This is a genomic window from Actinoplanes sp. NPDC049668 (genome assembly GCF_044465445.1).
Classification (GTDB): domain Bacteria; phylum Actinomycetota; class Actinomycetes; order Mycobacteriales; family Micromonosporaceae; genus Actinoplanes.
Genome location: NZ_JBITLR010000001.1, coordinates 662,898 through 680,704, shown reverse-complemented (window position 1 = coordinate 680,704; position 17,807 = coordinate 662,898). Strand labels below are relative to the sequence as shown.

The window sequence follows — 17,807 nt, the reverse complement described above, 5'->3', positions numbered from 1 at the left end:
CCGAGAAGGGCGGCGCGTGAGAGGCTTACCGGCATGACCGCTGCAGTTGACCGCCGCTTCGTGGCCCGCCGCCACGTGGATTACGGCCGTGTCCGCAGCGCGATGTGTCCGGCTTCCTGACGCCGCCCGACCTTCTGTTTCGGGCGCGCAAGACGCGCCGGCCTTCTCCAGACACTGATGTCGCGAGCCTTCCCAGGTGGCCGATCGCGTTCAGCGCGCTCACCACGGCTGAAATATCTGGAGGACCGCCGACATGGCGCTGGACAGCACCCCGGCCACCAAGCCCGCCGCCCGCCCCCGCAAGGCGCGCGGCGAGGGCCAGTGGGCGCTCGGACACCGTGAGCCGCTGAACCCGAACGAGCGGATCAAGAAGGACGACAACCCGCTGAACGTCCGGGCACGGATCGAGAACATCTACGCCCGCACCGGGTTCGCCGGCATCGACCCGCAGGACCTGCGCGGGCGTTTCCGCTGGTGGGGCCTCTACACCCAGCGCAAGGCCGGCATCGACGGCGGCCGCACGGCGGTGCTCGAGCCGCACGAGCTCGAGGACGAGTACTTCATGCTCCGCGTACGCGTCGACGGCGGTGCGCTGAACCTCGCGCAGCTGCGCACGATCGCGGACATCTCCACCGAGTTCGGCCGCGGCACCGCGGACATCACCGACCGGCAGAACATCCAGCTGCACTGGATCCGGGTCGAGGACATGCCGGAGATCTGGCGCCGGCTCGACGCGGTCGGCCTGCAGACCACCGAGGCGTGCGGCGACTGCCCGCGCATCGTGCTGGGCAGCCCGGTCGCCGGCGTCTCGACCGAGGAGGTCATCGACCCCACCTCGGCGATCGACGAGATCATCGAGCGCTTCATCGGCGACCCGCGCTACTCCAACCTGCCGCGCAAGTTCAAGTCGTCGATCTCCTGGCTGGCGGACACGCCGTACGAGATCAACGACATCTCCTTCATCGGCGTGCGGCACCCGGTGCACGGGCCCGGCTTCGACCTCTGGGTCGGCGGCGGCCTCTCCACCAACCCGCGGCTCGCCGAGCGCCTCGGCGTCTGGGTGCCGCTGGACGAGATCCCGGACGTCTGGGAGGGCGTCGTCGGGATCTTCCGCGACTACGGGTACCGGCGGCTGCGCACCCGGGCCCGGCTGAAGTTCCTGCTCGCCGACTGGGGCGTCGCCAAGTTCCGGGAGATCCTGGAGAAGGAGTACCTGGGCCGGGCGCTCGTCGACGGCCCGTCGGCCGACCTGCCGGCGAAGCCGATCGACCACATCGGAGTGCACAAGCAGCTCGACGGCCGGAACTACGTCGGCGCGGCCCCGGTCGTCGGCCGCTCCTCCGGTACGCAGCTGAGCGGGCTCGCCGACCTCGTGGCGGCGCACGGCTCGGACCGGGTGCGGCTCACGCCGTACCAGAAGCTCCTGGTCCTGGATGTCGCCGACGACCAGGTGGAATCCCTGGTCGAGGGCCTGCGCGGGATCGGGCTTGAGGCCCGGCCGTCGGCCTGGCGCCGCGGCACGATGGCCTGCACCGGCATCGAGTACTGCAAGCTCGCGATCGTCGAGACCAAGGCCCGCGGCGAGGAGCTGGTCGCCCGGCTCGAGGAGCGCCTGCGCGACTTCGACACCGACATCTCGATCCACATCAACGGCTGTCCGAACGCCTGCGCCCGGACCCAGGTCGCCGACATCGGCCTCAAGGGCATGTTGGTCATGAACGCGCACGGCGAGCAGGTCGAGGGCTTCCAGGTGCACCTCGGTGGCGGGCTCGGCATGGCGCAGGGCCAGACCGCCGGGTTCGGCCGCAAGCTGCGCGGCCTCAAGGCGACCGCCGAGGAGCTTCCGGGCTATGTGGAGCGTCTCGCCCGCAACTACCTCGCCGCCCGCGGCGACGGCGAGTCCTTCGCCGACTGGGTGATCCGCGCTGATGAGGAGCTGCTGAAGTGAGCGACGCCAGATCAGCCCCGCTGTACTGCCCCTACTGCGGGGAAGAGGACCTGCGCCCCAACGAGGCTTCACACGGCGCGTGGGAGTGCCACTCCTGCGCCCGAGTTTTCACGGTCAAGCTCAACGGACTGCTCGCCAAGGGAGTGAACCGATGACTGTCGTGACCGCTGTCGGCCTGGGACTGGTGTCCCTCGGTGCGCCCGCCGCACCCGCCGACCCGACCCGACGCCCCGCCGCCGAGCTCAAGGAGCTCGCCGACGCCGCCGGCCAGGCGCTCGAGGGCGCGCCCGCCGAGGAGATCGCGCGCTGGGCGACCGACACGTTCGGCGACCGCTTCTGTGTCACCAGCTCGATGGCCGATGCCGTCGTCGCGCACCTCTTCTCCCGGGTCGCGCCGGGCGTCGACGTCGTCTTCCTCGACACCGGCCTGCACTTCCCGGAGACCCTCAAGATCCGCGACACGGTCGCCCGCACGATGAACGTCAACGTCCGCTCGATCCGCCCGCGGATGACGGTCGGCCAGCAGGACGGCGAGTTCGGGCCCCGGCTCTTCGCCCGCAGCCCCGACGAGTGCTGCTTCCTGCGCAAGGTCGAGCCGCTGGAGCGCGCTCTGTCCGACTACGACTCCTGGGCCACCGGCCTGCGTCGCGACGAGTCGCCGACCCGCGCGAACACCCCCGTGGTGGCGTTCGACGCGAAGAAGGGCAAGGTCAAGGTCAACCCCATCGCGGCGTGGACGCAGGCGGACGTCGACCGCTACATCGCGCGGTGGAACGTGCCGGTCAACGAGCTCTTCAAGAAGGGGTACTCCTCGATCGGCTGCTGGCCGTGCACCCGGCGCACCAAGGCCGGGGAGGACCCGCGCGCGGGCCGCTGGGCGATGTTCGAGAAGACCGAATGCGGCCTGCACGTCTAGCGGTCGTTCTGGTCGCGCACGGCAGCAGGGATCCGCGGGCGGCCGCGGCGACCGAGTCGCTGGCGCGGGCGGTCGGTGCGGCGTACCCGTTGTGGGACGTCCGGGCGGCCTACCTCGATCACAGCGTGCCGCGGCCTCGGCAGGTCCTGGCCGATTTCGAGGGCCGGGGTCACGGGCGTGCGGTGCTGGTGCCGTTGCTGCTGACGGCGGCCTATCACGGCCGGGTGGACGTGCCGGGTGAGATCGCGGCGGCCCGGGCGGACGGTCTCGGTATGGACGTGGAAGTGGCGGACGTCCTGGGGCCGTTCGACGGGCATGTCTCGCCGTTGCTGCTGGGTGGGCTGGAGCAGCGCCTGGGCGAGGCTGCACCTGGCGGTGGTCTCGATGCCGTGGTGCTTGCCGCGGCCGGTACCCGGGACTCGGCGGCGCGGGCGACGGTCAGCCGGGCCGCGGCGGCGCTGGGTGAGCGGCTGGGTGTGCCGTGCCGGGTCGCCTACGCGTCGGCCGCCTCGCCGGTGTCGGGGGAGGTGGTGGCGGTGCTGCGGGCGCAGGGCCACCGGCGGGTGGGGCTCGCGTCCTACTTCCTGGCTCCGGGGCTGCTTTACGACAACACGGTTCGGTCGGCCCGTGCGGCCGGGGTCACGGTCGTTGCGGAGCCGCTGACGGACGTGCCGGACCTGGTGCGGCTCGTGGCCGGCCGGATCCGGGCCGCAGCGGGCCGCTGTGCCGTCGTCGGCTCCGCCGCCGCCCGCTCCGCCTGATCCGTTCCTACGGCCCGTGAAGCGGCCCTGACGGCCGTGCCGTGCCTGGCCGACTGCCGACTGCCGACGCCGCCCCCGACTCCGGCGAGACGTCGCGCGGCCGGCCGGCCGGATTCGGGCCGTGGCGGTCCGCTCTGCGGCGTTCGCTCAGCCTGGTCGTGGGTCCTGCGGTCTGTGACGCCGGTCTTGGCGCCGTGCCGGCCCCGATGCAATTCGGCGGTAGCGGCTCGCTGGTCGTCGTCCGAGTCCGTTGCTACCGGCTCTGCCTGATCCGGTCCGGGTGCTCACCGTCGTCCGAGTCCGGCCCGAGAACGCCCAACGTGGTGTGACGTGGATCCTGAGCGGTCCGCGTGGGCTGGGGTGGGGCTGCGCCCTTTGGCCCGGCGCGGTCGTGTGACGTGGATTCTGACGGTCCGCATGGGCTTGGGGTGGGGCCGAGCTCCCTGGTCCGGTCCGGGGGTGTGACGTGGATCCTGACGGGCGCGCGAGCTGCCACAACCGTCTGGCCTGGTCCGGGACTTGTGACAAGGATCCCGGCGGTCGGTGTGAGGCTGCTCGCTGCGGCGCCGGTCCCCTTGTCGGGTGTATCGCGGCGTTACAGCGTGTCATCCCTTGCCGGATCCGGCTGAGCGCTGACGGCGTGGGCCGCCGCGATAGACCGGCGACGCAGAGTGACCCCTTCGGAGACTGCTGTCACGGCGGCGGTGAGCGGGCCCACTAATGGTGTCGTCGATAACCGTGATTTCGAGATCATTTCGCGAAGCCGTGATCTTATTCATGCCGTGCGTAACCATTGCGCGGGGTAATCGATCCGAAACAGCGCATGATCGGACTCGGACATGAACCCGCCCCCGGACAGCACGACGCCCCAGCGCCGGACCTGGCCTGGGGCGTGAATGCTGTGAGGGATTGTTCAGGCGGTAGGGGCGCTGACTCGAAGGCCGCCACGACGCTTCACGGCGCGCCGCTCGTCCTCGCTCATGCCGCCCCAGACGCCGGCGTCCTGACCGGACTCGAGCGCCCAAGAGAGGCACGACTCGGTCACGGTGCATCGCCGGCACACGGCCTTGGCCTGCTCGACCTGCAGGAGCGCGGGGCCTGACGTCCCGATCGGGAAGAACAGCTCCGGGTCCTCGTCGCGGCAGATCGCATGGTGACGCCAGTCCATGGCGGCAACACTCCTTGTTTCGGATTGGGTAGAGAAAATGGTGCAGCTTACTTTTATCTGCGTCCGCACTGGACCGACGGAGAGCGTCCGCCTGACTACCGGTGCGTGAGCAAGCTTTGTTCGTGAAGCCGTTCCGCGCCTTCTGGATTAGGAACGTGCGCGAGCGGCATCGGGTTACTTCTTATCGCTTGTGAATGCTTTCACGAACTCCCGCGATGTCAAGGGTAGCGCTCGGAAATTCTCCGAGCGCGTGAGCTAACTCACGACCCCTTTGTCCGGTTCTGGGGCATGTCCCAGGACCCGCGGACGAACGCTCCCATCAATGTAGTACGGTACGCGGCCCCTTGCCGACCTTTTGCCCGTCTTTCTGTAACGGATCGTGAGGACGGCCCGGGGACGGCCTGCCAGATCCCTCAGCAGATCACACGCAGGGCCTCGGGGACGGACAAGAAGTGCACCTTCTGCCGCTCGCCCAGGTAGTCACCGTCCAGCTGGAACGCCTGCGGGCGGCTGGCGATCACCGTGAACTCGGACTGGTCGTGGAGTCGCAGCACGTGCTTGCCGTGTGGCTCGGAGTTGCGGGACGCCATCTGGGTCACTGTCCGTGCGGTGCTGGTGATGTGCAGGTTACGGACGGCCAGCAGGTCGAGCCCTCGATCGAACGAGGCGTCGGGGTTGGGGTTGATCGCGCGGTCGCCGACGTATGTCCACGGTGCGGTGTTCTGGACGATGACCGTGCCCAGCCCGGTCTCCGGCTCCTCGCCGGGACGCTCGATCGAGAGCGGCGGCGACCGCCGGTCCTCGCCGGAGAAGATCAGGCCGACCATCGAGCGGACGTAGAGCGAAGGGGTCGACTTGCGCCCGCGCAGCCGCGCCTGCTCGACCCGGCGGGTCACCGCGGCGTCCAGGCCCACCCCGGCGGTGAACGTGAAGTACCGGTCGTCGGCCCGGCCGAGCCCGATGACCCGGTGCCGGCCGGAGCGCAGCCCGTCGAGGATCACCGAGGTGCCCTCGACCCAGTCGCGGGGCAGGCCGAGCGCCCGGGCGAAGACGTTGGTCGAGCCGCCCGGCACCACCGCCAGCGCCGGCAGCCGGAACGCCGGGGACGTGCCGCCGGTGGAGAGGCCGGCGTCCGCGGTCATCAGCCCGTTCACGGCCTCGTTGACCGTGCCGTCGCCGCCGAGCGTCACCACCAGATCGACGCCGCTCTCGGCCGCCGCCCTGGCCAGCGTCGCCGCGTGGCCGCGCTTGCGGGTGTACTCGACCGTCAGGTCGACCTCGCTGCGCAGGGCCCGCACCAGCACGTCGCGGCTGCGCTCATTCGTCGTGGTGGCTTTGGGATTTACCACCAGTAACGCTCGCATGGGCGGCACTGTACCTCTCGGAGGACCCCCGAACTGGCCGGTATCGTACAGCGGGTGACTCCCCGCCAACTGGAATCCCCGGCGACGCTGCTCTGGGCGGTACGCCTGCTTTTCGCCGAGGCCGCCGCGCTCGTGCTGCTCACCGCGTACCTGTTGGTGCTGGACTTCACGGCGGACTCCACCAGCGTGGCCGTCGCGGTGGCGCTGACCGGATTCACCGCCGTCGGCGCGGTCGCGGTGTTCCTCGTCGCCCGGGCTCTCGCCCGCCGCTCGTCGCACGCCCGCGGCCCCGCGATCGTGGTGCAGCTCTTCGTCATCGCCGCCGGCGGCTTCCTGCTGCAGACCGGGACCGCGTGGATCGGCGCACCGATGATGGCCCTCGGCGCCGCGGTCGGCCTGCTCTGCGTCCTTCCGCCGACCACCCGCGCTCTCGGACTCGACTGAACGCCACTACCCGCTCGCGTTTCAAGGCCTACTCTGAGTGGGCGGATCACGAGGGGGGTGTGAGGGTAGTGGCGGGATCGACCGTGCGTCCACCGGCGTACCAGCTGCTCGCGGACGAGCTCCGCGAGGAGATCACGTCGGGGCGGTTGCAGCCGGGCGAGCGCCTGCCACCCGAGCCCGAGCTCTGCGTGCGCTCCGGCGTGAGCCGCAGCACCGTACGCGAGGCGCTACGCCTGCTGGCCAGCCAGCACCTCATCGTCACGACCCGGGGGGTCACCGGCGGTAGTTTCGTCGCGCACCCCGACGCCGACCAGCTGTCCGAGGCGCTGTCCACCGGGCTGACGCTGCTGAGCAACTCCGCCGAGGTCGGCCTGGCCGATCTGCTCGAGCTGCGCAGGGCGCTGGAGGTCCCGGCCGCCGGACTGGCGGCGATGCGGCGCACCGACGCGAACCTGGCCGAGCTGCGCGCGGCGATGTTCGACCCCGACCTGGACGAGCTCACCACCATGCTGTCCGCGCACGCCGCGTTCCATTCCGCGGTGGCGTCGGCGACCGGCAACCCGCTCTTCGAGCTGGTCACCCGCCCGCTCTACCACGTCACGTACGGCGAGGAGGTCGTCGAGAGCCTGCCCGACGGCTACTGGGCCCGGGTCGACGCCGACCACCGCGAGCTGCTGAACTGCGTGAAGGGCCGCGACTCGGACGCCGCGATGGACGTGGGCCGCCGCCACCTCGACTTCATCGCGATGGCCAACGCCCGCTGAGCCAGGCCCGGCGGGTTCAGACTTCCGTGCGGCGGGTGAGCAGGCGGATGGTCGCGTGCCGGCCGTTCGCCTCCGCGGAGGCCGACGTCGTCAGCGCGGTCAGCACCTTCCAGGCGAACGAGGACTCGGACGGCAGTCGCGCGCCGCGCACCGTCGACACCGTGACCTCGACGGTGAGTGCGTCGTCGGTGACCGCGAAGCGGCACTCGAGCTCCGCGCCGCGGGTGGCGATGGCCAGCAGCATCGCGCAGGCCTCGTCGACCGCGATCCGCAGGTCCTCGATCTCGTCGAGCGCGAAGTGCAGGCGCGCGGCGAGGCCGGCCGTCGCCGTTCGGAGCACGCCGAGGTACCCGCCGTCGGCGGGCACGGTCAGCAGCACGACGTCGTCACCGAACGCCGGCTCCGGATGCGTTGTCTGCAGCTGAGTCACCGAGCCCATCCTCCCGACCGGAACTCTAGCCCCTGACGGGGGCGGAGCGCTCGGCGAGGCGCTGAAGTGCGGAGCCGGTCAGCCGGTACGGCAGCCAGTCGTCGACCACCTTCGCCCCGATCGCGGCGTAGAACTCCGCGGCCGGGTTCCAGTCCAGCATCACCCACTCCAGGCGCCGGTAGCCGCGCGCCACGCACTCCGCGGCGAGCGCGGCGAGCAGGGCGCCACCCGAGCCGGTGCCCCGCGCCTGCGGGCGGACGTAGACGTCCTCCAGGTGGATGCCGTGGGTTCCCTCCCAGGTCGAGAAGTTGAGGTACCACAGCGCCATGCCATGCGGGACGTCGTCGGCGTCGACCGCGACGTGCCCGAACAGGGCCGGTTGCGGGCCGAACAGGGCGGCCGTGAGCTGCTCCTCGGTGAGGTGGCAGGAGTCGGCGGCGCGTTCGAATTCGGCTAGTTCGTGCACCATTGCGACAACGGCCGGCACGTCGTCACGACGTACCGGCCGGATCGTTGCGGAGCTCACGCCTGCTTGGTCTCCCAGAAGATCTTGGAGATCTCCTCGATCTTGCCAAGCAGCTGCTCGGCGACCGCCGGGTCCATCGAGCCCTTGGCGCCGCCGGCGCCCGCGAGCTTGGTGGCCTCGTTGAAGAGCTGGTTCAGGTTCGGGTACTTCTCGAAGTGCGGCGCCTTGAAGTAGTCGGTCCACAGCACCCACAGGTGGTGCTTGACCAGCTCGGCGCGCTGCTCCTTGATCAGGATGGCGCGGGTGCGGAACTCGGGGTCGGTGTTCGCCTGGTACTTCTCAGCGATGGCCTTCACCGACTCCGCCTCGATGCGTGCCTGCGCCGGGTCGTACACCCCACAGGGCAGGTCGCAGTGCGCGCTGACTGTCGTGCGCGGCGTGAAAATACGCGGAAGTCGCATCAGGACCCCTTCATACGTTTGCGATGATCCGATGCTGACATTACCCCTTTCCGATCTGCCCACACTCGACGCGGGAGTCATGCCATGAGTTGGCAGTTACCGGTCTTCGCAGCACAGGTGCGTGGGCCCTCGATGGCCCCGACCCTGCGCTCCGGCGACGCCCTGCTGGTGTGGCGCTCGGCCCGGGCACGTCCGGGTGACGTCGTCGTCGCCCGGTTCCGGGCCCGGCCGGACCTGCTGGTCGTGAAGCGCGCGACGCACCAGCAGGACGGCGGATGGTGGGTACGCGGTGACAACGAGTTCGTCACGGACGACTCGCGAGCGTACGGGGTGGCGGATGTCATCGGTCTGGTGGTGTTTCGTTACTGGCCGCGACCCGGTCGGCTAAGTTAACCTCCAGTAACCGCAGCACACCGAAGTCTTGCGGTTGCTACATCCCGGGCGACCCCCGCATCGCACGTCGGTCCGCGCAGACTCGCGCTTTCGACCGGCTGGCACACCGACGTTCTGATGCGTTGTCTGGAGCCCTCGTGTCTTATTTCAGTTTTGAGCTTGACCCTGCCCTGGCCGCGGATCCCGTCTTCGACCTGCACAAGCAGGGCAAGATGGAGATCTCGTGCACCGTCCCGCTGTCCAGCCGCGACGACCTGTCGCTGGCGTACACCCCGGGCGTCGCCCGGGTCTGCGAGGCGATCGCCGATTCCCCCGAACTCGCCGCCGACTACACCTGGACCGGTAACACGGTCGCCGTGGTTACGGACGGTTCTGCCGTCCTGGGCCTCGGCAACATCGGCCCGAAGGCGGCGATGCCGGTCATGGAGGGCAAGGCCGTGCTGTTCAAGCAGTTCGGCGGCGTCAACGCCGTGCCGATCTGCCTCGACACCCAGGACGTCGAGGGCATCATCGCCGTGGTCAAGGCGCTCGGCCCGTCGTTCGGCGGCATCAACCTCGAGGACATCAGCGCGCCGCGCTGCTTCGAGATCGAGCGCCGCCTCGACGAGGCGCTGGACATCCCGGTCTTCCACGACGACCAGCACGGCACCGCGGTCGTCGTGCTCGCCGCGCTGCGCAACGCGGCGACCCTGCTGAGCCGGCGCTTCGCCGACCTGCGGGTGGTCATCAGCGGTGCGGGTGCGGCCGGCGTTGCGATCACGAACACGCTGATCGCGGCCGGCATCCAGGGCGCGAACGTCATCGTCTGCGACTCGCAGGGCATCATCCACGCCGAGCGTCCCGAGCTGTCCGGTACGAAGATCACGCTGGCGCGGTCGACGAACTACTCCGGGCGTAGCGGTGGAATCAAGGAGGCGCTGATCGGCGCCGACGTCCTGATCGGGGTCTCCGGCGGGCAGATCGAGGAGAGCGCGCTGACCGGGATGGCTCCGGGCGGCATCATCTTCGCGCTGGCCAACCCGACGCCGGAGGTTCCGCCGGCCCTGGCGCACCGGTACGCGGCGATCGTCGCGACCGGGCGCAGCGACTTCCCCAACCAGATCAACAACGTGCTGGCGTTCCCGGGCATCTTCCGGGGCGCGCTGGACGCCCGCGCCACCCGGATCACCGAGGGGATGCGGGTCGCGGCGGCCGAGGCGATCGCCGGCGTCGTCGCGGACGAGCTGCGGCCGGACGCGATCGTCCCGTCGGCGCTCGACCCGCGGGTCGCGCCCGCCGTGGCGAAGGCGGTCGCGCTCGCCGCCGAGCGTGACGGCGTCGCACGGCTGGCCACCACACCGCCCCCGCCGGCGACGTCCGCCGCCGCGGCGCCCCCGCCGGCGCCCTCCGCCGGCCCGTCCGTCGCCGCGTCGCTGATCTCACCCGAGGTCGTGGCGTCCTCGCTGTAGCAGGCCGCAAAGGGCGGGCCGAGGCGTTCGATGCGCCTCGGCCCGCCTTCGCCTTAAGCTGCCGGTATGCGAGCCGCTTATGCCACTGCGACGAAGCCCGACGAGCCACTTGCCGCGTTGACGGTCGGCGACCTGCCCGAGCCGTCCCCGCCCGAGGGCTGGGCGACGGTCGACGTCCGCGCAAGCTCGCTCAACCACCACGACATCTGGTCGCTGCGCGGTGTCGGCCTGCCGCCCGACCGGCTGCCGATGATCCTCGGCTGCGACGCGTCCGGAGTGGACGCCGACGGCAACGAGGTCGTCGTCTACCCGGTGATCGAGGACCCGCAGGACCCGCGCCGCTTCTCGCTGCTCTCCGAGCGCTGGCCCGGGACCCTGGCCGAGCGGGTGGCCGTGCCGGCGGGAAACCTCGTGCCCAAGCCCGCGGGCATCTCGTTCCTCGAGGCGGCGTGCCTGCCGACGGCGTGGCTGACCGCCTACCACATGCTGATGAGCCGCGGCCGCGTCGCCGACGCCGAGTCGGTGCTGGTGCAGGGCGCCGGCGGCGGGGTGTCGACCGCGGCGGTCGTGCTCGGCGTCGCGCTCGGCAAGCGCGTGTACGCGACCAGCCGCGACGCCGCCAAGCGCGAGAAGGTCGCCGAGCTCGGCGCCGTGGCGGTCGAACCCGGCGCCCGGCTGCCGGAGCGGGTGGGCGTGGTGATCGAGTCGGTGGGCGCACCGACGTTCGAGCACTCGCTGAAGTGCTCGGCGCCCGGCGCCCGGATCGTGGTCTGTGGCGCCACCGGCGGACCGTTCCCCAAGGTCGACCTGCGCCGAGTCTTCATGATGCAGCTCGAGATCCTCGGCAGCACGATGGGCACGGCGGAGGAGCTGGCCGCGCTGCTCGAGCTCTGCGTGGACCGCGACATCCGCCCGGTGATCGACTCCACGTACGGCTTCTCGGCGGTCGGTGACGCGTTCGCCCGGCTCAACTCGGGCGAGGCCTTCGGCAAGGTAGCCATCGACCACCTCCACTGACGAGTTAAAGGTCGCTCTCGACGTTTCTGCGGGCTTCGAGCCGGCGCTTGGCGGCGGGGTCGCCGTAGAGACTCCAGCGCCAGAAGTCGGTGGTGGCGGTGGCGACGACGTTGAAGTCTCCGCCGTCGGTGGTGACGTGGCCGCCGTTCGGGATGGTCAGCATCGCCTTGGGCCACGGCACGGCCTCGAAGGCGGCGAGGCCGTCGGCGTACCGGATGGTCCGGTCGAGTTTGCCGTGCACGAAGAGGACGGAGACGGGCGGTCCGGAGAACGGCACCGGCAGGACCTGGCGGGCGGCCAGGACGGCGGCGGCGTCGAGGCGGTCGTCGCGGTCGCCGGTGAGCATGCCGATCGTGGTGATGCCGCCGGCGGAGTGCCCGGCCGCCGCGACGTGCGCCTCGTCGAGGCGGCCGCGCAGCGCGTCGCCGGCCCGGGTGTCGAGGGCGAGCACTTTGGTGAGCACGTGCGAGGCGTCGGCGGGCTGGTTGATCACATCGATCGCATTGAATTCGGCGACCCCGGCCGAGGTGTGCGGGTAGGCCGGGGCGGCGACGACGAAGCCCGCACCGGCCCAGCGGGTGAGGAGCCGCTCGTAGTCGCCCGGCCGGGCGGTGAGCCCGTGGCTGAACACGATCACCGGGAACGGGCCTTTGCCGGTTGCTGGATACCAGACGGTGGTCGGCAGCGGACGGTCTGCGCCGCGGCTGAGCCGCAGCTTCCTGACCTTGACCGGGAGGGTTCCGCTCGGCGCCTTCCCGGCGGCTGCCGCCGTGGCCGACGCAGCCGGTGCGCCGGTCGCCGGTGTCTCCGCGGCCGCGGATGCGATGGTGGTCGGCGCGGTGCCCGCAGGCGGCGGAACCGACTCGGCCGAGCAGGAGGTCAGCGCCGCGACTGCGATCAGCAGCGCGACTGTCCGGCGATTCATGCGCCCATTGTGCCCGGGTTCGAACCCTGGCCCGCTGTGATCTCGCGCGCCGCCATCGCGGCCCGGAGCACGGCGACGTCCCGCCGGTCCTTCTCCCGGCGGGCGAGACCGGGAACCCAGACCGGCATCATCTCCTTGATCTCGATCTGCGCCCGCGGGCTGACGATCGGGCAGCTCACGGCCCCGATCCGGCCCGGCGGTCCGGCCAGCAGATCCGCCGGCCACCGGGTACCCGCATAGGGCCCGGCGGGCACCGTCGGGCAGCGGTCGGCGTCCTCGCCGAACAGCGCGACCTGTACGTCCAGCCCGGTCGGCGTTTCCAGATCATGCTGGAGGCCTGCCGGGGCGCCGCCCGGAACCTCGCGGTAGCCGAGCCCGCGCAGGGCGGCGACGATGCGGTCCGCGTCCGTGTCCCGGCAGAAGAAGTCGATGTCCAGGTGTGGCCGGGTGACCTCACCGAGGTAGAAGTCCATCGCCCAGCCGCCCCGCAACCACAGCCCGGCCCCGGCGACCCGGACGATCTCGGCGATCGCGTGCAGCTGAAGCTCGGCGTCCATCCGGTCAGCGTAGGCAGCCGGGACACTCCCACGGACGGGTGAATTCTCCGGCCGAAGCGCTAACGCCCTGCTAAAGGGCAGGACGGCCTGTCGCGGGCGGGCCCGGCTTCGCTATGGTCGTGCGCATGCCTGACAACACCGTCGACCCGAGCGGCAACACCGAGGCGTTCCGCGCCTTCACGCAGAAGACTCCGCAGGAGTCGCCAGCCCCGTCCAAAACCCCGCTGATCATCGGCGTGGGCGTCGTCGCGATCGTCCTGATCGCGCTGATCGCCTGGCTGGCGCTGGGCTGACCGGCACTCCTGCCGAACTGATCCGGGCTGAGCGCGGGTTGGGCTGATCGCGGGCTCCGGCCCGCAGGCCCGCCCGCGCCACTCCTTCCGCGCTCCCTGGCCTCTACGTCGTCCCAGCTCTGCGGGTTGGCACGGGCTCGGCGATCACCGCGCCGCCGTGTTCTCGGCTTCCGCGCCGCCCCGGCTTCGTGGACGATCGCCGCTTCCGTGTCGCCTGGCCTTGTGGTGGGCACCGGCACGGGTGGGCGCAGGGCCGTCGTGTCTCCGGGTTTCCGCGCTCCTCGGCCGCAGCGCCGCCCCGTCGGCTTTGTGGATGGCAGGGCGTGAGTGATCGCCGCGCGGCTGTGTTTCGGTTCCGGGTCACCTCTGCGCGAGGGCGCCGGCCGCTGGGGCATCGGGCCGCTGGGGCGCCGAGGTGCGGTGGCGCGGGGGCGCCGGGGCGCCGGGGCGCGGGATTGGGCGGTTGCTGCGTGCTGGTGGGATTTGTTAGCGGGAGAGCACGGTGGCTACCTGCTCGGCGATCTCGAGTTCCTCGTCCGTCGGGACCACGCACACCGTTACCGGCGCGCCGTCCGGGGAGATGATTTGGGCGCCGCTGGTGTTGCGGTGCTCGTCGATGGTGATGCCCAAGCGCGTCAGGCCCGCCAGGGAGTGTGCGCGGACCTCCGGGGACTTCTCGCCGATGCCGGCCGTGAACACGATCGCGTCGGCGCCGCCCAGGACCGCCAGGTACATGCCGACATATTCCTTGATGCGGCGGCAGTAGAGGTCGATGGCGAGCGTTGCCGCGCGGTCGCCGTCCTGCCAACGCTGCTCCACCGTGCGCATGTCGTTGTCGCCGGTGAGGCCCTGCATGCCCGCGGACCGGGTCAGCGACCGCTCGATCTCCTCGATCGGCAGGCCGGCGACCCGGTGCAGGTGGAAGATCACCGTCGGGTCGATGTCGCCGCAGCGGGTGCCCATCACGAGGCCGGAGAGCGGGGACATGCCCATCGAGGTCGCGACGCTGCGGCCGCCGTCGACCGCGCAGGCGCTCGCGCCGTTGCCGAGGTGCAGCGTGATGACCTTTGCCGTCGCCGCGGGCAGGCCGAGCAGCTCGGCGGTCTTGCGTGCCACGTAGGCGTGTGACGTGCCGTGGAAGCCGTAGCGGCGGATCTGCCACCGCTCGGTCAGCGCGGCGTCGATCGCGTAGGTCGAGCCCTCCGGCGGGATCGTCTGGTGGAACGCGGTGTCGAAGACCGCGACCTGTGGCGCGGCCGGTAGCAGCTTGCGGGCCACCGCGATGCCGGTGAGCGCCGCGGGGTTGTGCAGCGGCGCGAGCGGGACGAGCCGCTCGACCGTCTCGACCAGCACGTCGTCGATCACGGTCGCCTCGGCGAACTCGGTGCCGCCGTGCACGACGCGGTGCCCGACGGCGTCGAGGCCGTCGAGGTCGACGTCGGCCATCACCCGTTGCATGGCCGCCTCGTGGTCGGCGGCGTCGCCGCCCGGCTCGCCGATCCGCTCGACCAGCCCCTTGGCCAGCGTCGCGGCGCCGTCGAAGAGGCGGTATTTCACCGACGAGGAGCCGGTGTTGAGTACCAGGATCTTCATGAGCCCGCCTGGATCGCCGTGATCGCCACCGTGTTGACGATGTCCTTGACCGTCGCGCCCCGGGACAGGTCGTTGACCGGGCGCCGTAGCCCCTGCATGACCGGGCCGACCGCGACGGCGTTCGCCGAGCGTTGCACCGCCTTGTAGGTGTTGTTGCCCGAGCTGAGATCGGGGAACACGAACACCGTTGCCTTGCCGGCCACCACGCTGCCCGGCAGCTTGGTCGCCGCCACCTGAGGATCGACTGCCGCGTCGTACTGGATGGGACCCTCCACGGGTAGGTCTGGGCGTTGCTCGCGGATCAGGGCGGTCGCGGCGGCCACCTTCTCGACGTCGGCGCCCGAGCCCGAGCTGCCGGTCGAGTAGGAGAGCATGGCCACCCGCGGCTCGATGCCGAACGCCGCCGCGGTCTGCGCGGACGACAGCGCGATGTCGGCGAGCTGGGCGGCGTCCGGGTCGGGGTTGACCGCGCAGTCGCCGTAGACCAGCACGCGGTCGGCCAGCAGCATGAAGAAGACGCTGGACGCGACCGACAGGCCGGGCACCGTCTTGATGATCTCGAACGCCGGGCGGATGGTCGCGGCCGTCGTGTGGCCGGCGCCTGAGACCATGCCGTCGGCGAGTCCGGCGCCGACCATCATGGTGCCGAAGTAGTTGACGTCACGGACCACGTCGTAGGCCAGGTCGAGCGTGACCGCCTTGTGTTTGCGCAGCTCCGCGTAGCGCTCGGCGAAGTCGTCGCGCCAGGGGGAGGTGGCCGGGTCGACCAGCCGGGCCGCACCGATCTCGACGCCGACCTCGCGGGCCCGGCGGGTGATCTCGGCCGGGTCGCCGAGCAGGGTGAGGTCGGCGACGCCGCGCCGCAGCAGGGTCTCGGTGGCGCGCAGGATGCGCTCGTCGGTGCCCTCGGGCAGCACCAGGTGGCGGCGGTTGGCGCGGGCGCGGTCGATCAGGTCGTTCTCGAACATCAGCGGGGTCACCCGGCCGGAGCGGGTGACGTCGAGCAGCCGGGTCAGCTCGGCGGTGTCCACATGGGTCTCGAACGCGCCGAGCGCCGCCTCCACCTTGCGCGGCGTGCCGACGCCGAGTTTCGCCTCGATCCGGTTCGCGGCGCGGATGGTCTGGTAGCTGTCCGACCGCACGACCAGCATCGCCAGGCCGGTGTTGAGCCGCTCGATCAGCCGGACGGCGCGGGGGTCGGGCAGCTCGCCGAGGGTCAGCACCAGGCCGGCGAGCGTCACGTAGCCGGCCGCGTGCGCGGCGCTCGCCGCCACGAGCAGGTCGGCCCGGTCGCCGGGGGTGATCAGCAGCGCGCCGTCGGTCAGGTGGTCGAGCAGGGCCGGCACGTGCGCGGCGCCGACCACATAGTCGAGGACGTCGCGGTCGAGGGCGGCCTCGCCGCCGGTCACGACGGTCGCCTCGAGGGCGGCCGCGACCTCCGCGACGGTCGGCGCGGCGACCGCGGGAACCTCGGGGATGGCCCAGACCGGGACCGGCAGGCCGTCCGGGGTCGCGGTCCCCGCGGGCACCCGGTTGGCGATCATCGCCAGGACGGTCGCGTCCAGGTCGACCAGGCTGTGGTACGCCGAGCGGACCGTCGCGTTCAGATCCGGGCGCCGCCCCTGGCCCGCGACGACGGGAATCACCACGCTGCCGAACTCGGTCGCGAGGCGTGCGTTGAACGCCAGCTCGCGGGGCAGCTCGTCGTGCCCGTCGTCCTGCCCGTCGGAGAAGTCACTGCCGATCACGACCACCGAGCCGCACTGGCGCTCGACCTCGCGGTAGCGCTCGACGATGCGGGAGATGAGCTCCTCGCGCCGGCCGTCGGCGACCAGCGTGGCGGCCTCGGCCAAGGTGACGCCGAACGACTCCGCGTAGGGCGCGACGACGGGGTAGCGGGTGGTGAGCAGGGTCAGCAGCGGGTCCGGGCCGGCGCCGGGCGTCAGCGGCCGGAACACGCCGATCCGTGCGACCTGCCGGGACAGGAGCTCGACCAGCCCGAGGGCGACCGTGCTCTTGCCGACGCCGGGCCCGAGCCCGGCGACGTAGACGCTGCGTGCCACGTCCTCAACGTACCGGTCGGCCGCTGATTCCACGCCGCGGTCTCCGGACCCTGTGGATAACCGCCGGCGGTCAGAGCAGGGCGCGCAGATAGCCGTCCGGGCGTTCCAGGAATCGGCGCCAGTGCGCGACGATCTCCAGTTCGTCCCATTTCACCCGGCGGATCCCGTGGTCGCCCAGCTCCAGGATGGTCGCCTCCGGCAGCGCCGTCAGCAGCGGCGAGTGCGTCGCCACCACCACCTGCGCGCCCTGGTCCCGCAGCGCGCCCAGGCGGGCGAGCAGGCCCAGCGTCGAGGTGAACGACAGCGGCGCCTCCGGCTCGTCCATCAGGTAGAAGCCGTACCCCCGGAACTTGCGGTCGAGCAGCTCGAGGAAGCCCTCGCCGTGGCTGCGGTCGTGCAGGTCGGTGTCCGGGTTCGGGCCCGGCAGGGCCTCGAGGTAGGTGTAGAGGCCGTGGGTGGTCTCCGCGCGCAGGAAGTACGCGTTCGCCGCCCGGCCCGGCGTACGGATCACCCGCAGGGCGGAGCCCAGCGGCGACTCCGTCACCCGGGTGCTGTGCCGGGCGCCGCGCGAGCCGCCCTCCGGGTTCAGGCCGTGCACCGCGGCCAGGGCCTCGACCAGCGTCGACTTCCCCGAGCCGTTCTCGCCGACCAGGAACGTGACCCCCGGCGGGATGTTCAGGCCGCGTTCCAGCACCGCCGCGATCGCCGGGATCCGCGCCCACCAGGCGGCGCGGTCGATCTCCACGCCGAGGTCCGCCTCGACGCGGCGGATCGGCCCCGCGGTCAACACCACGAC

General features: G+C 71.5%; 19 protein-coding genes. 9 read left to right on the top strand and 10 right to left on the bottom strand.

The genetic code is table 11. From position 1 onward, the window contains the following. Nucleotides 1–253 precede the first annotated feature (253 nt). The 3 genes from ACIBSW_RS03110 (at nucleotide 254) to ACIBSW_RS03100 (ending at nucleotide 3,625) form a co-directional block, all read left to right on the top strand. Nucleotides 254–1,948 carry a nitrite/sulfite reductase gene (locus tag ACIBSW_RS03110; RefSeq protein WP_354722650.1) on the top strand — a complete coding sequence of 565 codons (1,695 nt, stop codon included), beginning with the start codon at nucleotides 254–256 and terminating at the stop codon, nucleotides 1,946–1,948. Nucleotides 1,949–2,099: 151 nt separating this feature from the next. After that, the gene (locus tag ACIBSW_RS03105; RefSeq protein ID WP_354722651.1) at nucleotides 2,100–2,864 is read left to right on the top strand and encodes a phosphoadenylyl-sulfate reductase; all 765 of its coding nucleotides are present in this window, start codon (nucleotides 2,100–2,102) and stop codon (nucleotides 2,862–2,864) included. Then, nucleotides 2,846–3,625, top strand: coding sequence for a CbiX/SirB N-terminal domain-containing protein (locus ACIBSW_RS03100; protein ID WP_354722652.1), 780 nt, complete (start codon nucleotides 2,846–2,848; stop codon nucleotides 3,623–3,625). The genes ACIBSW_RS03105 and ACIBSW_RS03100 overlap by 19 nt, the downstream gene beginning before the upstream one ends. Before the next feature lie 913 nt (nucleotides 3,626–4,538). Here the strand turns inward: ACIBSW_RS03100 and ACIBSW_RS03095 are convergent. Both ACIBSW_RS03095 and ACIBSW_RS03090 read right to left on the bottom strand, forming a co-directional pair. Then, nucleotides 4,539–4,793, bottom strand: coding sequence for a WhiB family transcriptional regulator (locus ACIBSW_RS03095; RefSeq protein ID WP_023562201.1), 255 nt, complete (start codon nucleotides 4,791–4,793; stop codon nucleotides 4,539–4,541). A gap of 413 nt (nucleotides 4,794–5,206) precedes the next feature. Beyond that, on the bottom strand, nucleotides 5,207–6,157 hold the full coding sequence (locus tag ACIBSW_RS03090; RefSeq protein WP_354722653.1) for a diacylglycerol kinase family protein: 951 nt from the start codon (nucleotides 6,155–6,157) through the stop codon (nucleotides 5,207–5,209). A gap of 54 nt (nucleotides 6,158–6,211) precedes the next feature. Here ACIBSW_RS03090 and ACIBSW_RS03085 point away from each other — a divergent pair, with 54 nt between their 5' ends. Further along, entirely contained in the window at nucleotides 6,212–6,601 is a 390-nt protein-coding gene (locus tag ACIBSW_RS03085; RefSeq protein WP_354722654.1) for a hypothetical protein, read from the top strand. 83 nt (nucleotides 6,602–6,684) lie between these two features. After that, nucleotides 6,685–7,365, top strand: a complete 681-nt coding sequence (locus ACIBSW_RS03080) for a FadR/GntR family transcriptional regulator (protein ID WP_354722655.1) — start codon at nucleotides 6,685–6,687, stop codon at nucleotides 7,363–7,365. 16 nt (nucleotides 7,366–7,381) lie between these two features. Here ACIBSW_RS03080 and ACIBSW_RS03075 read toward each other — a convergent pair whose 3' ends face one another. The 3 genes from ACIBSW_RS03075 to sodN are packed head-to-tail and all read right to left on the bottom strand — an operon-like array spanning nucleotide 7,382 to nucleotide 8,722. Further along, entirely contained in the window at nucleotides 7,382–7,795 is a 414-nt protein-coding gene (locus ACIBSW_RS03075) for an ATP-binding protein (RefSeq protein WP_404799203.1), read from the bottom strand. 25 nt (nucleotides 7,796–7,820) lie between these two features. After that, nucleotides 7,821–8,321 carry a GNAT family N-acetyltransferase gene (locus tag ACIBSW_RS03070; RefSeq protein WP_354722656.1) on the bottom strand — a complete coding sequence of 167 codons (501 nt, stop codon included), beginning with the start codon at nucleotides 8,319–8,321 and terminating at the stop codon, nucleotides 7,821–7,823. Then, nucleotides 8,318–8,722 (bottom strand): superoxide dismutase, Ni, encoded by a 405-nt coding sequence (sodN, locus tag ACIBSW_RS03065; protein ID WP_354722657.1) that lies wholly within the window; start codon nucleotides 8,720–8,722, stop codon nucleotides 8,318–8,320. Before sodN ends, ACIBSW_RS03070 begins: the two co-directional genes overlap by 4 nt. Nucleotides 8,723–8,806: 84 nt before the next feature. On the opposite strand from sodN, the gene ACIBSW_RS03060 reads away from it, so the two are divergent. The 3 genes from ACIBSW_RS03060 (at nucleotide 8,807) to ACIBSW_RS03050 (ending at nucleotide 11,580) form a co-directional block, all read left to right on the top strand. After that, nucleotides 8,807–9,115, top strand: a complete 309-nt coding sequence (locus ACIBSW_RS03060) for a S26 family signal peptidase (RefSeq protein ID WP_354722658.1) — start codon at nucleotides 8,807–8,809, stop codon at nucleotides 9,113–9,115. Nucleotides 9,116–9,327: 212 nt separating this feature from the next. Continuing rightward, nucleotides 9,328–10,563: an NADP-dependent malic enzyme gene (locus ACIBSW_RS03055; RefSeq protein WP_354722707.1), complete on the top strand. Its 1,236-nt coding sequence runs from the start codon at nucleotides 9,328–9,330 to the stop codon at nucleotides 10,561–10,563. A 66-nt stretch (nucleotides 10,564–10,629) separates the two neighbouring features. After that, nucleotides 10,630–11,580 (top strand): zinc-binding dehydrogenase, encoded by a 951-nt coding sequence (locus tag ACIBSW_RS03050; RefSeq protein WP_354722659.1) that lies wholly within the window; start codon nucleotides 10,630–10,632, stop codon nucleotides 11,578–11,580. A 4-nt stretch (nucleotides 11,581–11,584) separates the two neighbouring features. Here ACIBSW_RS03050 and ACIBSW_RS03045 read toward each other — a convergent pair whose 3' ends face one another. Both ACIBSW_RS03045 and ACIBSW_RS03040 read right to left on the bottom strand, forming a co-directional pair. After that, nucleotides 11,585–12,505: a chlorophyllase/cutinase-like alpha/beta fold protein gene (locus ACIBSW_RS03045; protein ID WP_354722660.1), complete on the bottom strand. Its 921-nt coding sequence runs from the start codon at nucleotides 12,503–12,505 to the stop codon at nucleotides 11,585–11,587. Next, complete coding sequence (locus ACIBSW_RS03040; protein ID WP_354722661.1) at nucleotides 12,502–13,062, bottom strand: nucleotidyltransferase domain-containing protein; 561 nt, start codon at nucleotides 13,060–13,062, stop codon at nucleotides 12,502–12,504. Before ACIBSW_RS03040 ends, ACIBSW_RS03045 begins: the two co-directional genes overlap by 4 nt. Nucleotides 13,063–13,187: 125 nt before the next feature. Here ACIBSW_RS03040 and ACIBSW_RS03035 point away from each other — a divergent pair, with 125 nt between their 5' ends. Continuing rightward, nucleotides 13,188–13,355 (top strand): hypothetical protein, encoded by a 168-nt coding sequence (locus ACIBSW_RS03035; protein ID WP_354722662.1) that lies wholly within the window; start codon nucleotides 13,188–13,190, stop codon nucleotides 13,353–13,355. Nucleotides 13,356–13,841: 486 nt separating this feature from the next. Here the strand turns inward: ACIBSW_RS03035 and ACIBSW_RS03030 are convergent, their stop codons facing one another. The 3 genes from ACIBSW_RS03030 to ACIBSW_RS03020 all read right to left on the bottom strand — a co-directional run bounded on the left by ACIBSW_RS03030 (nucleotide 13,842) and on the right by ACIBSW_RS03020 (nucleotide 17,804). Then, a complete protein-coding gene (locus tag ACIBSW_RS03030; protein WP_354722663.1) occupies nucleotides 13,842–14,948 on the bottom strand; it encodes an acetate kinase in 1,107 nt (368 codons plus the stop codon). Continuing rightward, nucleotides 14,945–17,011, bottom strand: coding sequence for a phosphate acetyltransferase (gene pta / locus ACIBSW_RS03025; RefSeq protein WP_354722664.1), 2,067 nt, complete (start codon nucleotides 17,009–17,011; stop codon nucleotides 14,945–14,947). The genes ACIBSW_RS03030 and pta overlap by 4 nt, the downstream gene beginning before the upstream one ends. Before the next feature lie 70 nt (nucleotides 17,012–17,081). Beyond that, nucleotides 17,082–17,804, bottom strand: coding sequence for an AAA family ATPase (locus ACIBSW_RS03020; protein ID WP_354722665.1), 723 nt, complete (start codon nucleotides 17,802–17,804; stop codon nucleotides 17,082–17,084). Nucleotides 17,805–17,807: the final 3 nt, after the last annotated feature.

Excerpts from the sequence above, each read along its gene's own strand:
- ACIBSW_RS03110 (WP_354722650.1), top strand. The coding sequence starts at position 254 with ATGGCGCTGGACAGCACCCCGGCCACCAAGCCCGCCGCCCGCCCCCGC.
- ACIBSW_RS03045 (WP_354722660.1), bottom strand. The coding sequence starts at position 12,505 with ATGAATCGCCGGACAGTCGCGCTGCTGATCGCAGTCGCGGCGCTGACC.
- ACIBSW_RS03095 (WP_023562201.1), bottom strand. The coding sequence starts at position 4,793 with ATGGACTGGCGTCACCATGCGATCTGCCGCGACGAGGACCCGGAGCTG.
- ACIBSW_RS03035 (WP_354722662.1), top strand. The coding sequence starts at position 13,188 with ATGCCTGACAACACCGTCGACCCGAGCGGCAACACCGAGGCGTTCCGC.
- ACIBSW_RS03050 (WP_354722659.1), top strand. The coding sequence starts at position 10,630 with ATGCGAGCCGCTTATGCCACTGCGACGAAGCCCGACGAGCCACTTGCC.
- ACIBSW_RS03105 (WP_354722651.1), top strand. The coding sequence starts at position 2,100 with ATGACTGTCGTGACCGCTGTCGGCCTGGGACTGGTGTCCCTCGGTGCG.
- sodN (WP_354722657.1), bottom strand. The coding sequence starts at position 8,722 with ATGCGACTTCCGCGTATTTTCACGCCGCGCACGACAGTCAGCGCGCAC.
- ACIBSW_RS03100 (WP_354722652.1), top strand. The coding sequence starts at position 2,846 with ATGCGGCCTGCACGTCTAGCGGTCGTTCTGGTCGCGCACGGCAGCAGG.
- ACIBSW_RS03040 (WP_354722661.1), bottom strand. The coding sequence starts at position 13,062 with ATGGACGCCGAGCTTCAGCTGCACGCGATCGCCGAGATCGTCCGGGTC.
- ACIBSW_RS03055 (WP_354722707.1), top strand. The coding sequence starts at position 9,328 with ATGGAGATCTCGTGCACCGTCCCGCTGTCCAGCCGCGACGACCTGTCG.
- ACIBSW_RS03030 (WP_354722663.1), bottom strand. The coding sequence starts at position 14,948 with ATGAAGATCCTGGTACTCAACACCGGCTCCTCGTCGGTGAAATACCGC.
- ACIBSW_RS03090 (WP_354722653.1), bottom strand. The coding sequence starts at position 6,157 with ATGCGAGCGTTACTGGTGGTAAATCCCAAAGCCACCACGACGAATGAG.
- ACIBSW_RS03060 (WP_354722658.1), top strand. The coding sequence starts at position 8,807 with ATGAGTTGGCAGTTACCGGTCTTCGCAGCACAGGTGCGTGGGCCCTCG.